The organism is Romboutsia sp. D33t1_170424_H2, assembly GCF_015669105.1.
GTDB lineage: Bacteria > Bacillota > Clostridia > Peptostreptococcales > Peptostreptococcaceae > Romboutsia_C > Romboutsia_C hominis.
Window position 1 is genome coordinate 120,712 of the sequence record NZ_JADOZQ010000006.1, and the last position, 17,346, is coordinate 138,057.

The 17,346-nt window shown below is 28.4% G+C and carries 15 protein-coding genes and 1 other annotated feature; of the genes, 1 reads left to right on the top strand and 14 read right to left on the bottom strand.

The window, feature by feature from the left end; translation table 11 throughout:
• Positions 1 to 36: 36 nt before the first annotated feature.
• The 12 genes from thrS to queG all read right to left on the bottom strand — a co-directional run bounded on the left by thrS (position 37) and on the right by queG (position 14,893).
• Positions 37 to 1,956 (bottom strand): threonine--tRNA ligase, encoded by a 1,920-nt coding sequence (thrS, locus tag I4U66_RS09025; RefSeq protein ID WP_092923477.1) that lies wholly within the window; start codon positions 1,954 to 1,956, stop codon positions 37 to 39.
• 128 nt (positions 1,957 to 2,084) lie between these two features.
• Positions 2,085 to 2,303, bottom strand: a binding site (T-box leader).
• A gap of 52 nt (positions 2,304 to 2,355) precedes the next feature.
• Positions 2,356 to 2,958 carry a DUF445 domain-containing protein gene (locus I4U66_RS09030; protein ID WP_092923474.1) on the bottom strand — a complete coding sequence of 201 codons (603 nt, stop codon included), beginning with the start codon at positions 2,956 to 2,958 and terminating at the stop codon, positions 2,356 to 2,358.
• A gap of 138 nt (positions 2,959 to 3,096) precedes the next feature.
• A complete protein-coding gene (locus I4U66_RS09035) occupies positions 3,097 to 3,870 on the bottom strand; it encodes a putative sporulation protein YtxC (protein WP_195581621.1) in 774 nt (257 codons plus the stop codon).
• A 169-nt stretch (positions 3,871 to 4,039) separates the two neighbouring features.
• Complete coding sequence (locus I4U66_RS09040) at positions 4,040 to 4,975, bottom strand: ABC transporter permease (protein WP_092923468.1); 936 nt, start codon at positions 4,973 to 4,975, stop codon at positions 4,040 to 4,042.
• Positions 4,975 to 6,066: an ABC transporter permease gene (locus I4U66_RS09045; protein WP_092923465.1), complete on the bottom strand. Its 1,092-nt coding sequence runs from the start codon at positions 6,064 to 6,066 to the stop codon at positions 4,975 to 4,977. Before I4U66_RS09045 ends, I4U66_RS09040 begins: the two co-directional genes overlap by 1 nt.
• A complete protein-coding gene (locus tag I4U66_RS09050) occupies positions 6,059 to 7,627 on the bottom strand; it encodes an ABC transporter ATP-binding protein (protein ID WP_092923462.1) in 1,569 nt (522 codons plus the stop codon). The genes I4U66_RS09045 and I4U66_RS09050 overlap by 8 nt, the downstream gene beginning before the upstream one ends.
• A gap of 276 nt (positions 7,628 to 7,903) precedes the next feature.
• Positions 7,904 to 8,953, bottom strand: coding sequence for a BMP family lipoprotein (locus tag I4U66_RS09055; RefSeq protein ID WP_166506026.1), 1,050 nt, complete (start codon positions 8,951 to 8,953; stop codon positions 7,904 to 7,906).
• 319 nt (positions 8,954 to 9,272) lie between these two features.
• Entirely contained in the window at positions 9,273 to 10,121 is an 849-nt protein-coding gene (locus I4U66_RS09060; protein WP_195928779.1) for a DegV family protein, read from the bottom strand.
• Between the two features lie 38 nt (positions 10,122 to 10,159).
• Complete coding sequence (gene trmL, locus I4U66_RS09065) at positions 10,160 to 10,630, bottom strand: tRNA (uridine(34)/cytosine(34)/5-carboxymethylaminomethyluridine(34)-2'-O)-methyltransferase TrmL (RefSeq protein WP_092923453.1); 471 nt, start codon at positions 10,628 to 10,630, stop codon at positions 10,160 to 10,162.
• A 199-nt stretch (positions 10,631 to 10,829) separates the two neighbouring features.
• Complete coding sequence (gene nth / locus I4U66_RS09070; RefSeq protein ID WP_092923450.1) at positions 10,830 to 11,456, bottom strand: endonuclease III; 627 nt, start codon at positions 11,454 to 11,456, stop codon at positions 10,830 to 10,832.
• Between the two features lie 208 nt (positions 11,457 to 11,664).
• Positions 11,665 to 13,899: a Lon protease family protein gene (locus I4U66_RS09075; protein ID WP_166506027.1), complete on the bottom strand. Its 2,235-nt coding sequence runs from the start codon at positions 13,897 to 13,899 to the stop codon at positions 11,665 to 11,667.
• A 94-nt stretch (positions 13,900 to 13,993) separates the two neighbouring features.
• Positions 13,994 to 14,893, bottom strand: a complete 900-nt coding sequence (gene queG, locus I4U66_RS09080; RefSeq protein WP_166506028.1) for a tRNA epoxyqueuosine(34) reductase QueG — start codon at positions 14,891 to 14,893, stop codon at positions 13,994 to 13,996.
• Positions 14,894 to 14,957: 64 nt separating this feature from the next.
• Here queG and I4U66_RS09085 point away from each other — a divergent pair, with 64 nt between their 5' ends.
• A complete protein-coding gene (locus tag I4U66_RS09085; RefSeq protein WP_092923441.1) occupies positions 14,958 to 15,362 on the top strand; it encodes a RusA family crossover junction endodeoxyribonuclease in 405 nt (134 codons plus the stop codon).
• A 113-nt stretch (positions 15,363 to 15,475) separates the two neighbouring features.
• Here I4U66_RS09085 and I4U66_RS09090 read toward each other — a convergent pair whose 3' ends face one another.
• Both I4U66_RS09090 and I4U66_RS09095 read right to left on the bottom strand, forming a co-directional pair.
• A complete protein-coding gene (locus I4U66_RS09090) occupies positions 15,476 to 16,471 on the bottom strand; it encodes an aldo/keto reductase (protein WP_176579621.1) in 996 nt (331 codons plus the stop codon).
• A 25-nt stretch (positions 16,472 to 16,496) separates the two neighbouring features.
• The gene (locus tag I4U66_RS09095) at positions 16,497 to 17,333 is read right to left on the bottom strand and encodes a deoxyribonuclease IV (protein WP_166506029.1); all 837 of its coding nucleotides are present in this window, start codon (positions 17,331 to 17,333) and stop codon (positions 16,497 to 16,499) included.
• Positions 17,334 to 17,346 lie beyond the last annotated feature (13 nt).

Here is a 17,346-nt window from a genome sequence, read left to right on the forward strand (position 1 = left end):
GTATTAATAAAATTTTATTAATACCCTTTTTCTTTATTAGGCTAACTCTATATTAGTTCTTTCTTCTATTTCTTTTAATATAGTTTCTAAGAATTCATTTAAGTCTAAGCTTCCTATTTCTCCATTATCTCTTGATCTAACAGATACTTTCTTATCAGCTTCTTCTTTTTCTCCTACTATTAACATGTAAGGTACTTTTTGAAGCTGAGCTTCTCTTATCTTGAATCCTGTTTTTTCTGCTCTATCATCTATTTCAACTCTTATACCTTTGTCAAATAAAGCTTTTTTAACTTCCTTAGCATAATCATTGTATTTATCTGATATAGGTAATATCTTAACTTGAGTTGGAGCTAACCAAACTGGGAATTTACCAGCATAGTGCTCTATTAATATACCTATAAATCTTTCTATACTTCCGAATGCAACTCTGTGTATCATTACTGGTCTATGCTTTTCACCATCTTGACCTATATAAGTTATATCAAATCTTTGAGGTAATTGCATATCTAATTGTATTGTTCCACATTGCCAAGTTCTTCCTAAACAATCTCTTAAGTGGAAGTCTATCTTAGGTCCGTAGAATGCTCCATCTCCTGGATTTAACTTATATGGTAAATTTAACTCTTCTAAAGCTTCTCTTAATCCATTTTCAGCTACTTCCCACTCTTCATCAGTTCCTATAGAAGATTCTGGTCTAGTAGATAACTCCATATGATATTCGAATCCAAATACCTTATAAACACTATCTATTAATGAAACTACACCTTTTATTTCATCTTTTATTTGTTCTGGTAACATGAATATATGTGCATCATCTTGAGTAAATGCTCTAACTCTCATAAGTCCATGTAATGCTCCAGATAATTCATGTCTATGAACTCTACCTAATTCAGCAACTCTCATAGGGAAATCTCTGTATGAATGTGGCTTGAAGTTGTAGAATAACATTCCTCCCGGACAGTTCATTGGTTTTATAGCGAAATCTTGCTCATCTATACCCACAGTATACATATTTTCTTTGTAGTGGAACCAGTGACCTGAAGTTTCCCATAATTGTCTGTTTAATATTATTGGAGTTTCTATTTCTACATAGTTATCTTTTCTATGAACTTCTCTCCAGAAGTTTAATAATGCATTTTTAAGTTCCATACCTTTTGGTAGGAATAATGGGAATCCTGGACCTTCTTCTGGTATGAAGAATAACTCTAATTCTTTACCTAATTTTCTATGGTCTCTCTTTTTAGCTTCTTCTAACATGTGTAGGTATTCTTCTAAATCTTTATTCTTTTCGAAAGATATTCCGTATACTCTTTGAAGCATTTTGTTCTTTTCATCTCCACGCCAGTAAGCTCCTGTTACATTTAATAACTTAACTGATTTTACCTTCTTAGTTGATGGTAAATGTGGCCCTCTACATAAATCAGTAAAGTCCCCTTGCTTATAGAAAGATATTACTTCCCCTTCTGGTAACTCTGATATAAGCTCTACTTTATAATCTTCACCATTTTCTTTAGCCCAAGCTAAAGCTTCTTCTCTTGGTAATTCAAATCTTTCTATAGCTAAATCTTCTTTAGCTATTTTCTTCATTTCTTTCTCTATTTTTTCTAAATCTTCAGCTGATAATCTGTGCTCTAAGTCTATATCATAGTAGAATCCATTTTCTATACTTGGTCCTATTGCAAGCTTAGCTTCTGGATATAATCTCTTTATAGCTTGAGCTAACATATGAGCTGATGTATGTCTAAATACATCTTTTCCTTCTACATCATCAAATTTAAATAAGTTTAATTCACAATCTTCATTTATTTTATAGTCTAAACCTACTACTTCTCCATTTACAGATGCTGCTACTATAGCTCTAGCTAAGCCTTCACTTATAGATTTTGCTACATCCATGATAGAGATACCTTGTTCAAATTCTTTTACTGAACCATCTTTTAAAGTTACTTTAACCATTTTTGTTACCTCCTCTATTATTTTTTAATTTATTTCCTATTTATTTAGATATACTGATATCTAAATATAATTACCTAAATCATTTTTATTATTTCATGAAATTAAAAAAACTCGACCCAAATATATATATTTGGGACGAGTATAAATTCGCGGTTCCACCCAAGTTGATGTATATAATACACCCTCTTAAGACGACTATAAGGTAGTCAACCGAATACTTTCACATATGCTACTAAATTCTGCTCCAAGGTAGTTTTCAAATAGACATATTTAGACGAGCTTTCAGCCGGTGACTCATCTTCTCTGGAAATTGTTTCTATTTTACTTGTCCTTTTCATCGCAATTTCTATTAAGTTAGTATCATTATATCAGATAGTAATAGTTCTATCAACCATAATATTATAGAATTACTATTATTATTCCTTGCACTATTCCTATTGCAAAACCTAATACAAATCCTAAGATCTCTATATGCTTTAATTCATTTTTAGCAACTTTAAGAATTATTTCTTCTAATTCATATAAGTCAAGTTCATTAATCTTATCTTCTATCATTTGCTGGATATTTATTCTTTTACTAGCCTTATTTATCATTTCACTACTTAAATCATCTATACTATTTTTTATTTCTTCTTCTATCATATCTGATACATAAGATTGTATAAGATTTTTTATTGAACTTGGTGCAAATGACATTTTTTCATTTAATATACTTTTTATTTTAATTTGTATATACTCTGCTATTTTATCCTTATCTTCATCTGTAATAACTTGATTAAGTATTTCATCAATAGATAAAAATTCATCTTGTATAATCTCACCTATATTAGTTGCTATTTCACTTCTTCTTTTTGGTATTATACCGATTATTTCTGTATTAATTATAGGTATTTTTATTGGATTAATAGGCCTAAATATTAACTTTATTGCTATTATATTAGTAATATATCCTATTACGCCCCCTATAATCGCAAGTATTAAAACTTTTAATAAATTATCCATTTTGCAATCTCCTTACTAATATTAATTCTGTCCATATCTTACATAATTATAAGCTTTTTCATTTAATAAATAAAGCTATCTAATTATTGTATAATATTAACATAACTTACATTAGTTAAGAAGAATTATCTATATTCTTTAATTTTGATATACTATACTAACCTTATCTCCAAATATAGATTTTATGGTATTTATCATTTCTTTAGATATATTATTTTTTAATGTATCTAGTATTTCTATTTTCTTAGGGCATAAACTTAGTAAAGTGCTTATTAAAAAATCTTCTGAATTTAAGTTTTCTTCTATAACCATATTTACAATATCTTCATTATTCATTTCATTTATTCTATTGCCATTTTTATCATATATAAGAAAAGTATCTTCGTCTTTTATATGCACTTTCACTAAGTCAATTTTATCATCTTGAATTTCTATAAAATATTTAAGAACCTTTATAAATTCATCTTGGTCCTTTTTAATTATGTATTCTTCTACTGCCCTATCTGTTACAGCTAATATGTATTTTTTAAAATTTTTCATCCTAAAATTAACAAATCCATCTAAATTTATGTAGTCATTTGTCCTTATATAATCTAGCAGCTTTTGCCGTATGGATTCTTCTATAAATGGTTCCTTATTTTTTAATATTTCTAAAGAATATATATATATTTCATCTTTTTCATCTGGATAAATATTACTATATTCCTTATCTATATGGTCTTTTAATATTTTATCTCTTATAATTTTCATTACTATACTAGATATCCCACTTATAGTAGATTTGTTATTCTCATTAATATCAAGTTCAATTTCTACAATTTCATTATCCTCTGATATATTCTTGCTTTTAGAAAAAATATTTTTAGCATAAAGTTTTTCTTCTGATAATAAACTCACTTTTATTGTCTTCATACCTAACTTGTGATCCTTTCTTGATTTAAGAGGAACCTAGATAATTATTTCAAGATAGTTGTTTATATCAATATATCTTATAGATTTTATTATATGTGTTTTTATATTTTTAATTCATATTATATTAATTTTTAAAAAAAATGATAGCTTTAAGCTATCATTTTTTTGATTATCTTTCACCTTTTTTATAAGGGTTACCAAGTGCTGCTGGTGCTTTAGAACTCTTAACGAAGATAACTAAAACTATTAATGTTACAACATATGGTATCATAGATAATAAGTTTTCATTTATGCTAAATGGCAATGACGGATTACCAAAGAATACTGATAATGCTGTAGAGAATCCAAATAATAGACAAGCTACCATTGCCCATTGAGGTCTCCACTTACCAAATATAACTGCTGCTAATGCTATATATCCTTGACCTGATATTAATGTAGGTCTGAATGAAGAAACAACAGCTAAACTCATTGATGCTCCCCCTAAACCTGCTAATATACCAGATATTATAACTGCTGCATATCTTGTTTTAGCAACACTTATACCTAATGTATCTGCTGCACCTGGATGTTCTCCAACTGCTCTAACTCTTAAACCAAATTTAGTTTTATATAGTACATAATAAACTACTGCAACTAATATAAATGCTAAAAATACTGTTGCATATGAATTAAATATTGTATCTAATATACTTCCTGTTTCAAATAAACCATGTAAAGGTCTTGGTATTTTATTTTCCATTGGTATTGTTGGTGTCATTGTTGCACCATCAAACATTATCTTAGATGTAAATAATGCTACCCCAGGAGCTAATAAGTTTATTGCAACCCCTGATATTGTGTGGTCTGCATTACAAGTTATTGTTGCAAATGCATGTATTAAAGCAAATAGTCCACCTGCTAATCCACCAATTAAAAATGCTATCCAAGGATTTCCTATAAGAACACCTGCTGCTGCTGCTGAGAATGCTCCTATTGTCATCATTCCTTCTAGTCCTATATTAACTATACCTGAATTCTCTGAAAATACTCCACCTAATGCTGCAAATATAAGGGGCGTAGAGTACATTAAAGTGGTACTAATGATTAAAGCTAAATCTTCCATTATGCAATTCCCCCTTTATTTTTTTTATCTCTCATTTTTATATATAAATTTCTTAATACACTACTTAATGCTATAAAGAATACTATAGATCCTATAACTATATTTACTACTTCTGAAGGAGCCCCTATAGCTTGCATCTTAGTTGATCCATACTTAAGCCCTCCGAATAATAATCCTGAGAATATAACTCCAATTGGATTACTATTTGCAATTAAAGCAACTGCTATACCATCAAATCCATAACCTTCTTGAGCTGCTAATATTGTTATGTTATTTGATACACCCATAACTTGTATAGCTCCAGCTATACCAGCAAGTAAACCTGCTATTGCCATTGATTTTAATATTGCTGAGTTAACATTTATACCTGCATATTCAGCACCAAATTTGTTGTATCCAACTCCTCTTAATTCAAAACCTAAAGTAGTTTTAAATAATATGAATGCTATTATTAAAACAAGTATTATTGATATAACTATACCCCAGTTAACTTTAGTAGCTGGTCCTACTAATCCATTTAACCAACTTATACCTATGCTAGCCGAGTCATGTATACTAATTGATGCTTCACTGTTTGGTCTAGCTAACCAAGTATTTTTTATCATATAGTTACTTAAGTAAAATGCTATCCAGTTAAGCATTATAGTTGATATAACTTCATTTATTCCAAACTTAGATTTTAACCAACCAGCAAATCCCCCCCAAACAGCTCCAGCCAATGCTGCTGCTAAAAGAGTAAGTGGTACGTGTATTATTGCTGGTAATTGTACCCCAGCTCCTACGATAGTTGCTACTAAAGAACCTACTATAAATTGCCCTTCAGCTCCTATGTTGAATAGTCCTGTTCTAAATGCAAATGCAATAGATAGACCTGTTAATATAAGTGGCGTTGATCTTATTATAGCCCAAGCTATAAACTTTGGTTTTCCAAATACACCATCTATCATAGCTGAATAAGCTTCTATTGGATTAAACCCTGCTATTATTAATGCTATTGCTCCTACTAATAGTCCTAAAACTATCGAGATAATAGAAAATAAAATAGTATTATCAGCTAAAGATAGTTTTTTCTTATTTACCTTACTACTCATTATCTTCACCTCCAGCCATCATTAATCCTAATGTATTTTCATCTGCATCTTTTGCATCGACGATTCCAACTATTTTTCCTTCATATATTACAGCTATTCTGTCTGATACATTCATAACTTCATCTAGTTCTAATGATACTAATAGTACTGCATTTCCTTCATCTCTTTGTTTAACTAATGCTTGATGAACGAACTCTATAGCTCCAACATCTAATCCTCTTGTTGGTTGAGTTGCTATTAATAATTGTGCCTCTTTAGTAGTGGCTCTTGCTACCTCTATATTGTCAACCTCTCTACCTATTATAACCTTTTGTTGGTTACCTCCAGATAAAGCTCTTGATTTAACAGTATGATCTGTAGGTCTTACGTCAAATCTTTCTATTATTTCATCTGCATATTTTTCTATTGCAGCTTTATTTAATATTCCATTTTTAGAGAATCTCTTATCTTTATAGTTTTGTAAAACTGTATTTTCTGCTACTGTGAAGTCTAGTATTAATCCTCTCTTATGTCTATCTTCTGGTATATTTTTAATACCATTGTTAAACATTTCTTTTGGATTTTTATTTAATAATTCTTTTCCATTTATTTTTATACTTCCAGATTCAGCTTTTCTAAGGCCTGTTAAAGCCTCAACTAATTCTGATTGCCCATTTCCATCTATACCAGCTATCCCTAATATTTCACCAGCTTTTACTTCTAACGATAATTCATCTACTACTGATATTTTTCTATTGTCTTTAACAGTTAAGTTATTTATCTCTAAAACAACATTACTTGGCTTAGCTTCCTTTTTGTCTACTTTAAAGTTAACTTCTCTACCAACCATCATAGCTGCTAAATCATCTTCTGTAACATCTGATACTTTTACTGTATCTATATATTTACCTCTTCTAATTATTGTACAGTGATCTGCAGCTGCTTTTATCTCTTTTAATTTATGAGTTATTATTATTACTGACTTACCTTCTTTTGTTAAGTTTCTTATTATTTGTATAAGTTCTTGTATTTCTTGTGGCGTTAAAACTGCTGTTGGTTCATCTAGTATTAATATTTCTGCCCCTCTATATAATGCTTTTAGTATTTCTACTCTTTGTTGCATACCAACTGATATATCTTCTATCTTTGCATTTGGATCAACATATAGACCATATTTTTCAGATATAGCTTTTACATCATCAATAGCCTTGTTTATATCTACAGCTCCAAGTCCTTTTGTAGGCTCAGTACCTAATATTATGTTCTGAGCTACTGTAAATGGTTGTACTAACATGAAATGTTGATGAACCATCCCTATACCATTTGCTATAGCAACATTTGGATTATCCATTTCAACTAATTTACCATTTATGTATATTTCTCCTGATGTTGGTTGGTATAATCCATATAATATGTTCATTAAAGTAGATTTACCCGCTCCATTTTCACCTAAAAGAGCATGTACTTCCCCTTTATGTACAGTCAAATTTATATTATCATTTGCGACAAAGTTTCCGAATTTTTTTGTTACATTTTTCATTTCTACAACTTTTTGACTGTAGTTAACATTACTATTATTCATCGCTCTTTCTTACCCTCCTTAATTTAAATTTCTAGTATTTTTATTATACTAAAATATCGTATATATAACAAACTATTTTAACTATTTTTGATAAAAAAGTCATTTTTTATCGCTTTTTGTTGTATATTATATATAAATTAAAACTTATTTATACATCATATTTATCTAATTGTATGGAAAATACGATTTATTACATAGTTTTATTCTTTCCAATTTATATATAATTTATTTTTAAATATTAAAGGCTATCCTATTCTTACAGGATAGCCTTTAATGTTATTTATTTAATTCTTTATATTCTTTTTCATTTTGTGGAACTTTTATTTCACCAGATTTTATTTTTTCTGCTTCTTTTTGAACATATTCTAAAACATCTGGTGGAACATTCTTATCACTAGTTGGAGCTATTCCAACTCCATCCATGTCTAGTGTGTTTACTATAACTTGTCCACCTTTATAAGTTCCATCCATCATAGACTTAACTAAGTTAAATACTGCAACATCTATATTCTTCATAGCTGAAGTTATTACATTGTTTGGAGCTAACTTGTTTTGGTCTTGGTCAACACCTATAGCTTTTTTATTATTTTCTTTAGCTGCTTCTATAGCTCCTATACCTGCAGCACCTGCAGCAGAGAATATGATATCTACATTATCTTTGTGCATTTGATTAGCTATAGACTTTCCTAATGCTGAATCAGTAAAGCTGTTTGCATATTGAACTACTACTTTTGCATCTGGGTTAGCAGCTTTAACACCTGCTCTATATCCGTAATCAAATCTATCTATAACTTCTCCTTCTACACCACCTATGAAACCAACTTTATTAGTTTCAGTCATTTTACCAGCTATTAATCCTGTTAAATAAGCTGATACGTTATCTTCAAATAATAATGATGTAACATTTTTTGGTTGTTTTGGATAAGCAGCATCTATAAGAGCAAATTGATTTTCTGGATAATGCTCAGCTGCTTCTTTTATAGCATCTGCTAATTTAAATCCTACACCTATTATTAAATCCATATCTTGATCTACAAATGTTTCTATATTTGGAACATAGTCAGCATCTTGCTTAGATTCTAAGTACTTAACTTCTATTTTATCTCCGTACTCTTTCTTAGCTTTCTCAAGGCCTGCCCATGCAGATTGGTTGAATGATTCATCGTTTACTCCACCAACATCAGTAACCATACCTACTCTAATTACTTTTTCATTCCCCTCAGCAGCCTCTGAAGAGTCTGCATTCTTGCTAGATGAGCATCCAACTAACATACTAGCACTCATAACTACAGTTAACCCTAAAGTTAATAACTTTTTAAGTTTCATGTATTTCCTCCCAAATTTAAATATAGTGTACTATTTATTTATATTGTACACTATTTTAAAAACTTTTTCTACATAAAAATTTATTTTTATGGCAAATTATATTATTTTTCTTAAAAATTTGTGTTTAAGACTTATTTTAAACATAATAATTCATTTATTAATTAAATATATATGTAAAATATAATTTATATATCACTTTACAGAAAATATTATTATTTAATTTCAAACTATTAGTTTTAAGCCATTTTGTTTTATTAAGTCATTATAAGTAGAAAAATAAAAAAAGAGTCTTAAGCTTAAGACTCTTTTTTATGTTACACTATTTATTTTTAATGCATACTATTCCAGTTAATCCTGGACCTGCATGAGAACCAACACAAGATCCTATTTGGAAATATAGTATATCTTTTGGATTAAATTCAGCTTTAACAGCTTCAGTTAATCTTTCTCTTTCTTTAAAATCATCACTGTATCCAATACATATTGTTTGGTCTTGTAGATTTTCTCCACAATTATCTTTTACTAATTCTATCATCTTAGATATGACATTCTTTTTGCCTCTAACTTGGCAAACTGGAGCAACTAAACCATTTTTTATATCTAATATTGGCTTAATATTTAATATACTTCCTATAGCCGCTTTAGTTGAAGATATTCTTCCACCTTTTTGTAGATATTCTAACGTATCTACTGAGAATAAAACATAAGTCTTATCTCTTAACTCTTCTATGGCTTTCATTATCTCATCTATATCATATCCTTCTGATGCCATTATTGCAGCTTCAACTACTAATATTCCTATAACATAAGAAAATGCTTGAGAATCATATGTATATATTTCTCCATCTGTATCATTTTTAGCCATAACAGCACTTTGATAAGTTCCTGTTGCAACTGATGAACCTGCTATATATAGTACTCTTTTTCCTTGATTAACGTATTTTTCAAATACTTCTTTAAATTGAGCATATGTAGCTTGAGATGTTTTTGGATATACATTCTCTTCCCTAAGAGTTTTATAAAATTCATCATTTGATATATCTACACCATCTTTATATTCTTTTTCATTTAAGATTACAGTTAATGGTACTACTTCTATATCATATTTTTCTATTAATTCATTAGGTATATCTGATAAACTATCACATATTATTTTTATATCTTTCATGTACTTCCCCCTTATTACTTTATAGTAAGGTTAGTTTATTATCTCATTTTTGGATAATCTAATTGTCTTAATGCTTCATAAACAACTATAGCAACTGAGTTAGATAAATTTAACGACCTTGCTTTCTCAATGTCTAACATTGGTATTCTTATACATGTTTCTAAGTTAGCTTCTATTAATTCTTTTGGTAATCCTTTTGTTTCTTTTCCAAAAACTATAAATGAATTATCTACATAATCAACATCTGAGTGAGCTTGATTGACTTTAGTAGTTGCGAAGAAAAACTTACCTTCAGGGTTTTTTTCTACAACTTCTTCAAAGCTATCATAATACTTTATATTGGCTATATCCCAATAGTCAAGTCCGCTTCTTTTTAAATACTTATCTTCTAGAGAAAATCCTAAAGGTTTAACTAAGTGTAAGTTTGTGCCTGTTGCTGCACATGTTCTTATTATGTTTCCAGTATTTTGAGGTATCTCTGGCTCTACTAAAACTATATTTAATGACATATTTTCCCTCCTTACTTATTTAAATAACAACTATACTTACCTATATTAAAGTACGTTCAATTTTATTATGCCTTATCACTTAAAACTCTAATATTCTAAATTATATTATAACAGAAATTACGTTTATAACAATAATGCAGTCTTCTAATTTAATTCTTCATAAAAACATAAAAACCTCTTGTATTTAAAACAAGAGGTCCTATTTATTTTCTTTATAGTACTTACAATACTTTTGTATAGGACATATTTCACACTCTGGCTTTCTTGCCTTGCATATTCTTCTTCCATGAAAAATTAATAAATGATGAGAATGAGACCATCTTTTCTTAGGTATAACTTTCATTAATGGAAATTCTGTTTTTTCTGGAGTTGTCGTATTTACCATACCTATTCTATTAGCAACTCTAAATACATGAGTATCTATAGCTAAAGCATCTTGTCCAAAAGCATTACTAAGTACAACATTAGCTGTTTTTCTTCCCACTCCAGGCAACTTAATTAATTCATCTAGGCTATCTGGAACTTGTCCATTATAAAGTTCACAAATTTTAATTGATGTTTCTTTTATTTTTTGAGCTTTGCTTTTGTATAATCCACAACTTTTTATTTCTTCACTAATTTCTTCTATGCTTAATTTAGCAAAAGCTTCTGGAGTATTATATTTTTTAAACATCTCTTCTGTTACCTTATTTACTCTAACATCTGTACATTGAGCTGATAGTATTGTAGCAATCAAAAGTTCAAATGGCGTAGTATAATTTAATTCACATTTAGCATCAGGATAAGTTTCTTCTAATATATCTAATATCTTATTTATATTTTTCATCTTAGACTCCCTCATTATCTTGTATATTATTTATTATTTATATTATTTTTATATATATGTGTAAAATTTTAATTATTAATCTCTATATAAAATTTAAATCTATATGTTAATTTTATATACTGTAGTATTTTGATATTCTATAAAAGGAAGTAAAATTTTAAATAATTTTACTTCCTTTTATATCTTACCCATGAAATTTATAATAAAACTAGTCTTTTAACTTCTTATTTATATTGCTAAATTCTTTAAGCCTTTCTATTGTTTTTTTCTTAACATCTTCAAAACTCATATCCGTTAAAATCTCTATAGCTTCTTTTACATTTTCTACTTCATATATTTTAAATTTATTGTCTCTTATAGCATCACTAACTTCATCACATAAAACTAAATTTCTTCTATTATTCTTAGGTATTATAACTCCTTGTTCTCCACTTAATCCTTTTTTCTTACAAGTATAATAAAATCCCTCTACTTTTTCAGTTATTCCTCCTACAACTTGTATTTCCCCTTTTTGGTTCATAGAACCAGTAACTGCAATATTTTGCTTTAAAGGAATTTTACTTATAGAAGATATAAGTGCATATAATTCTGCTCCTGTAGCACTGTCACCATCTATTCCACCATAGTTTTGTTCAAAGCATATATATGCATTTAGAGATAATAAAAAGTCCGTTGCAAAGTTTTCAGATAGATATCCACCTAATATTAATACGCCTTTATTATGAATTGGACCACTCATGTTTACTTCTCTCTCTATATTTACTATGCCTTTATTTCCAGGGCTAGTAGTTACTGTTATTCTAGATGGTCTACCAAATGAATATTCACCCATATTTAGTACAGAGAGCCCATTTATAACTCCTACTCTACACCCCTCTGTTTCTATTAAAGTAAATCCATTTTCTAAGGATTCATCCATTTTACTTTCTATCCTGCTAAGTCTTTTCCTTCTTTCATTTATTGCTTTTTTTACATCATCTTTATCTACAAACTCTGCATTTCTAATTGTGGCATAAGCATCACCTTCAATTATAATCTCTAGTATTTTGTTAAACTGAGTAGATATTTTAAAACTATCACCTGATAGTCTTATAGAAAACTTTATAACTTCTTCTACTGCTTCATAGGTAAAATGTTTTAATTTATTTTTTTCACATTGTAATGCTATAAATCTAGCTATTCCATCTCTATTAATTTCACTTTCATCCATTTCATTATCAAAATCCACTAATATCTTAAAATACTTACTAAAATCTTTATCATAATGATATAAAAGATTATACATATAATTATCACCTATAAGAATTACCTTTACATCTATAGGTATGCTTTCTGGAGTTATAGATGTTTGCGTATCTATACTTATTTTTCTAGTTTGAATCGTTTTCTTTAGAATATCCCAAGATAACCCATATCTAAGCAGTTGATCTGTGTATAATACTAGATATCCTCCATTAGCTTTATGTATGGCCCCTGGTATAAGTTTTGTAAAATCAGTTTTTATACTTCCATTATTATAATCATATTCTGCTTTTCCAAATAAATTAGATACACTAGGATTTATTTCTGTGATTATTGGTGCTGATTCGTTTTCTTTATCTCCACCATTGTCTACAAATAAATTTACTTTATATTTTATAAAATGTTCTTTATCATATTTATCTTTTAATTCTTCTTCACTCATATAAAATAAATAAACATACTCTAATATATCTTTCCTCATATTATCTAGATATAAATTTACCTTTTCATACTCTTTATACTTTTCTTTAAGGTTATCTATATGTGGATCAATAATATACTTTGCAGTTTCCTCTTCTAGGTCAAGCAATGCATCTTTTGCTGCATCTTCTAAATCCCTTATTTTATATGCAACTTGTATTGCCATATTTTCTAACTCTCTTTTTAATTTATAGAATTCATCATCATCTACTTCTTCTCCATTTTCCTCTATTGGCATAAATACCATTCCAACTTTACTAGTTTTTAGCTTAAATCCTTTTTCTTCTCCATATTTCTTTATCTGCTTAAGCAAAGCATCTTTTTCTATTTCATACTCTTCTACAAGTTGATTTTTGCTTAATTCAAAATCTTCACTTTCAAAAGCTTCTATCAATTCATCTAATAAAGTCTCAATTAATTTCTCTATATCTTTTTTAAATATTTTCCCAGATCCCTTTCTTAATCCTATAGCTATTGGCTCTCTTGGATGCTCAAAATTATACACATAACACCAATCCTTATGTGTATCTTTTTCTAATGAATATTTTTTAAGAGCTTTCATTGCATAAGTAGTTTTTCCTGTTCCTGGTTCTCCAGCTAAATATATATTATACGCAGGGTTGTTTATTTTAAGACCTATCTCCATAGCTTCAATAGCTCTTTCTTGCCCCAATATACTTTCTAGAGGTTCTATTTCTGATGTGTTTTTATACACTAACATATGTATACCTCCTCAACTCTTTTATACATTTTATGTTGTATAGCTTGTAAAAGTTTCGTAGATATATCTATAAAAAAAGTCTTAATCTAAAAGACTAAGACTTTTCTAATATTATTTCTATATTTCTTTTTATTATTTTTTTGCCTCTCCAACTAAAAGCTCTATTTCCATATCTCCTTTTAAACTCTTTGTTTGATATTTCATCAATTTCTTCAAAATCTAAATTTAATATTAAATCTTTCATAAATTCTTCTATATGAGTTTCTTTTATATTTTTATTGTGAGGACATACTTCTTGGCATATATCACATCCAAAAATTTTCCCACTATTTTTAATTGCTTTAACTTCTTCTAAAGATAATTCTTCTTTCTTCTGAGTTATATATGATAAACACTTTCTAGGGTTCATATCATAATTTCCTAAAAGAGCATTTCCCGGACAATATTTTACACATTTTCCACATTTCATACATTCTTTATCCAATGGCTTATCTAAAGAAAATTCATAATTATTTATAATATAACCAATAAATACATAAGAACCATATTTATCTGTTATTATATTATTATTTATTCCAAAATACCCTATTCCAGACAAATAAGCTAATTCTCTATCTACTAATGGACCATTATCTACAAATATTTTATATTCAAATCCTTCGATATTCTCATCTAAATAATCGCATACTTTCTGTAATAATTCTTTCGCTACTATATGATAATCTAAACCTCTACAGTATCTAGATAAATTTGACTCTTTTTCATTATCTATATGGTATGGAAAGGCACATACTATTATAGATTTAGCATCTTTCATTATATTTTTAGGATTAATTCTGTTTTCTAAAATAGGTTCTTCCATTCCAGTAATATGTTCTTTTTCTATTCTTTCTTTTAATTTTTTTTCTAATTCATAGTTTACATTAACTCCTGTTATGCCTACTGTATCTAAGCCCAATGATTTAAAGTACTCTTTTAATTTTTCTTTATTCATAAAATTCCCTTCCATTAATTTTTTATTAGCTTTATAATATTTAAGATGTAAGGATGGTGATAAATTGATTAAATTAACAATCCCAGGTAGACCAATAAGTAAGTCTAATTTTAAACTTCACAACGTCCATGGTCAAGCATGGATGCCATCAAAAGGTAAACACTCTAAATATTTAGCCTATGAAAACATGATAGCAGGTTATATAAACCAACAATATGATGGAGAAACTATAGAAGAAGATTTAATAACTATTTTAAAATTATATTTCCCTAATAAACGTATGGGCGATTTACATAACTATCCTAAAAGTATATGTGATGGAATAGAAAAAAGTGGAATAATAAAAAATGATAAACAGTTAAAACCTGTATTATTATTTGATTTTATAGATAAAGAAAATCCTCGTGTTGAAATAGAACTTTATCCTGCTTCTGAATATGATGTTTCTTATAGCATTCTTAAAAAATAAATAGTAACATAAACTTTTTGATTTTTACTTTGATTATTTTTTCTAAAAACTATATAAGCTATAAGATTTTATATCTAAAAAGAGAACTTAATCTAAATTAAGTTCTCTTTTTATTAACCAAGTTTAGCGCATACTTCTTTTAACATTTCTCTTATTGGTAAATTATATGGACATTTAGTTTCACATAACCCACAATTTACACATTCATTAGCTTTACCAACTGTAGATGCATATCTTTCTTTTGCCCATTTTTTAAGGTTATATCTAGTATAATATCCTTCTAGTAAAAAATTGGCTGGGATATTTACTCCTACTGGACATGGTAAGCAATATTCACATCTTCTACAAAATCTTTTGCCTAATGTACTTTTTATTTCTTCTATTTTTTTATTGTCATCTTCATTTAATTCTAGATTATTAAGTACCGCACTATTTTGCTTTACCTGCTCTATACTTTCCATACCTGGTATAGCAACATCAATATAATCTTTTGATAATATATACTTAATAGCTAAAGTTGCATCATCTAGTGCTCCTCCTGCTAAAGGTTTCATTACTATTATTCCTATACCCTTCTCATTAGCTTTTTTAAATACTTCATCTGCTTGATTCTCAACTATATTATAAGGAAACTGTATAGTTTCAAATTTATCATTTTCAACTACCTTTTCTATAGTTTCTAAACTATGGCTAGTTATTCCTATATGTTTTATTTTTCCTTCTTTTTTAGCTTCTAACAAAGCTTTATATGCTTTATTATCTGCAAATATTTCATCATATTCTTCACTTTTTACATTGTGTAGTTGATATAAATCTATATAATCTGTTTTTAAGTTCTTAAGACTTATTTCTATATCATTTTTCATAGCCTCATAGTCTCTAGACATACTCTTTGTGGCTATAAAAAATTTTTCTCTTTTTTCTTCAATTGCATTTCCTATATACTCTTCACTAACTGTATATCCTCTAGCTGTATCTATAAAGTTTATTCCTTGTGCTTCAAGTTCATTTATTACTTTATTAGTCTCTTCTTGGGTAATTCTTTGTATAGGTATTCCCCCAAATCCTACTCTTTTAACCTTCATATTAGTTTTACCTAATTCTCTCAATCTACTTCCCTCCACTTAAACTTTACTATTTAGTTTCTATTATATCCCTTAGCATTTTTATTTCTTTTTTATGACCTTCATCTTCAAGAGGTGTTTCTAAGAAAAATGGTAAATCCTTTATCTTTGGATGTGTCATAAAATTAATAATAGCATCTAATCCTATTTTACCTTCTCCTATTACTGAATGTCTATCTTTCTTTTCACCAAATCCCATCATACTATCATTTAAATGTATTGTTTTCAATCTATCTAATCCTATGATTTCATCAAATTGATTTAAAACTTCATCTAAGTTATTTACTATATCATATCCTGCTGAGAATATATGGCAAGTGTCTAAACATACCCCTAGTTTTTCATTATGTTCTACACCATCTATAATTCTTTTTATTTGTTCAAACTCAAATCCTATTTCAGTACCTTTTCCAGACATAGTTTCTAAAAGAACTGTTATATTTTCATTTCCTGTTAAGGCTTCATTTAGTGCTGCTATTATCTTATTTATTCCAGCATCAATCCCTCCACCAACATGGCTGCCTGGATGGAAACATATATACTCTATTCCTAAAGAATCCATTCTTTCTATATCTTCTTTTATGACTTTTCTTCCAAATTCATATACATCATCTTTAGCAGCTGCCAAGTTCATAGTATATGGTGCATGTGCCAATAATGGGCCAAAGTTATTTTCTTTTCTTATTTCTTGAAAGTTTGCTATATCTTTTGTATCAAATTCTCTGGCATTTCCTCCTCTTGGATTTCTACTAAAGAATTGAAATGTGTTAGCTCCTATTTCGACTGCTGTTTTTGCAGCTTTTGCATATCCTTTTGCTATTGATATATGTGGTCCTATTATAATCATATTTACTCTCCTT

What these genes read in the sequence shown, in the direction of transcription:
- thrS (WP_092923477.1), bottom strand. Translation starts at nt 1,956, where the DNA reads ATGGTTAAAGTAACTTTAAAAGATGGTTCAGTAAAAGAATTTGAACAA.
- I4U66_RS09030 (WP_092923474.1), bottom strand. Translation starts at nt 2,958, where the DNA reads ATGGATAATTTATTAAAAGTTTTAATACTTGCGATTATAGGGGGCGTA.
- I4U66_RS09035 (WP_195581621.1), bottom strand. Translation starts at nt 3,870, where the DNA reads ATGAAGACAATAAAAGTGAGTTTATTATCAGAAGAAAAACTTTATGCT.
- I4U66_RS09040 (WP_092923468.1), bottom strand. Translation starts at nt 4,975, where the DNA reads ATGGAAGATTTAGCTTTAATCATTAGTACCACTTTAATGTACTCTACG.
- I4U66_RS09045 (WP_092923465.1), bottom strand. Translation starts at nt 6,066, where the DNA reads ATGAGTAGTAAGGTAAATAAGAAAAAACTATCTTTAGCTGATAATACT.
- I4U66_RS09050 (WP_092923462.1), bottom strand. Translation starts at nt 7,627, where the DNA reads ATGAATAATAGTAATGTTAACTACAGTCAAAAAGTTGTAGAAATGAAA.
- I4U66_RS09055 (WP_166506026.1), bottom strand. Translation starts at nt 8,953, where the DNA reads ATGAAACTTAAAAAGTTATTAACTTTAGGGTTAACTGTAGTTATGAGT.
- I4U66_RS09060 (WP_195928779.1), bottom strand. Translation starts at nt 10,121, where the DNA reads ATGAAAGATATAAAAATAATATGTGATAGTTTATCAGATATACCTAAT.
- trmL (WP_092923453.1), bottom strand. Translation starts at nt 10,630, where the DNA reads ATGTCATTAAATATAGTTTTAGTAGAGCCAGAGATACCTCAAAATACT.
- nth (WP_092923450.1), bottom strand. Translation starts at nt 11,456, where the DNA reads ATGAAAAATATAAATAAGATATTAGATATATTAGAAGAAACTTATCCT.
- I4U66_RS09075 (WP_166506027.1), bottom strand. Translation starts at nt 13,899, where the DNA reads ATGTTAGTGTATAAAAACACATCAGAAATAGAACCTCTAGAAAGTATA.
- queG (WP_166506028.1), bottom strand. Translation starts at nt 14,893, where the DNA reads ATGAATAAAGAAAAATTAAAAGAGTACTTTAAATCATTGGGCTTAGAT.
- I4U66_RS09095 (WP_166506029.1), bottom strand. Translation starts at nt 17,333, where the DNA reads ATGATTATAATAGGACCACATATATCAATAGCAAAAGGATATGCAAAA.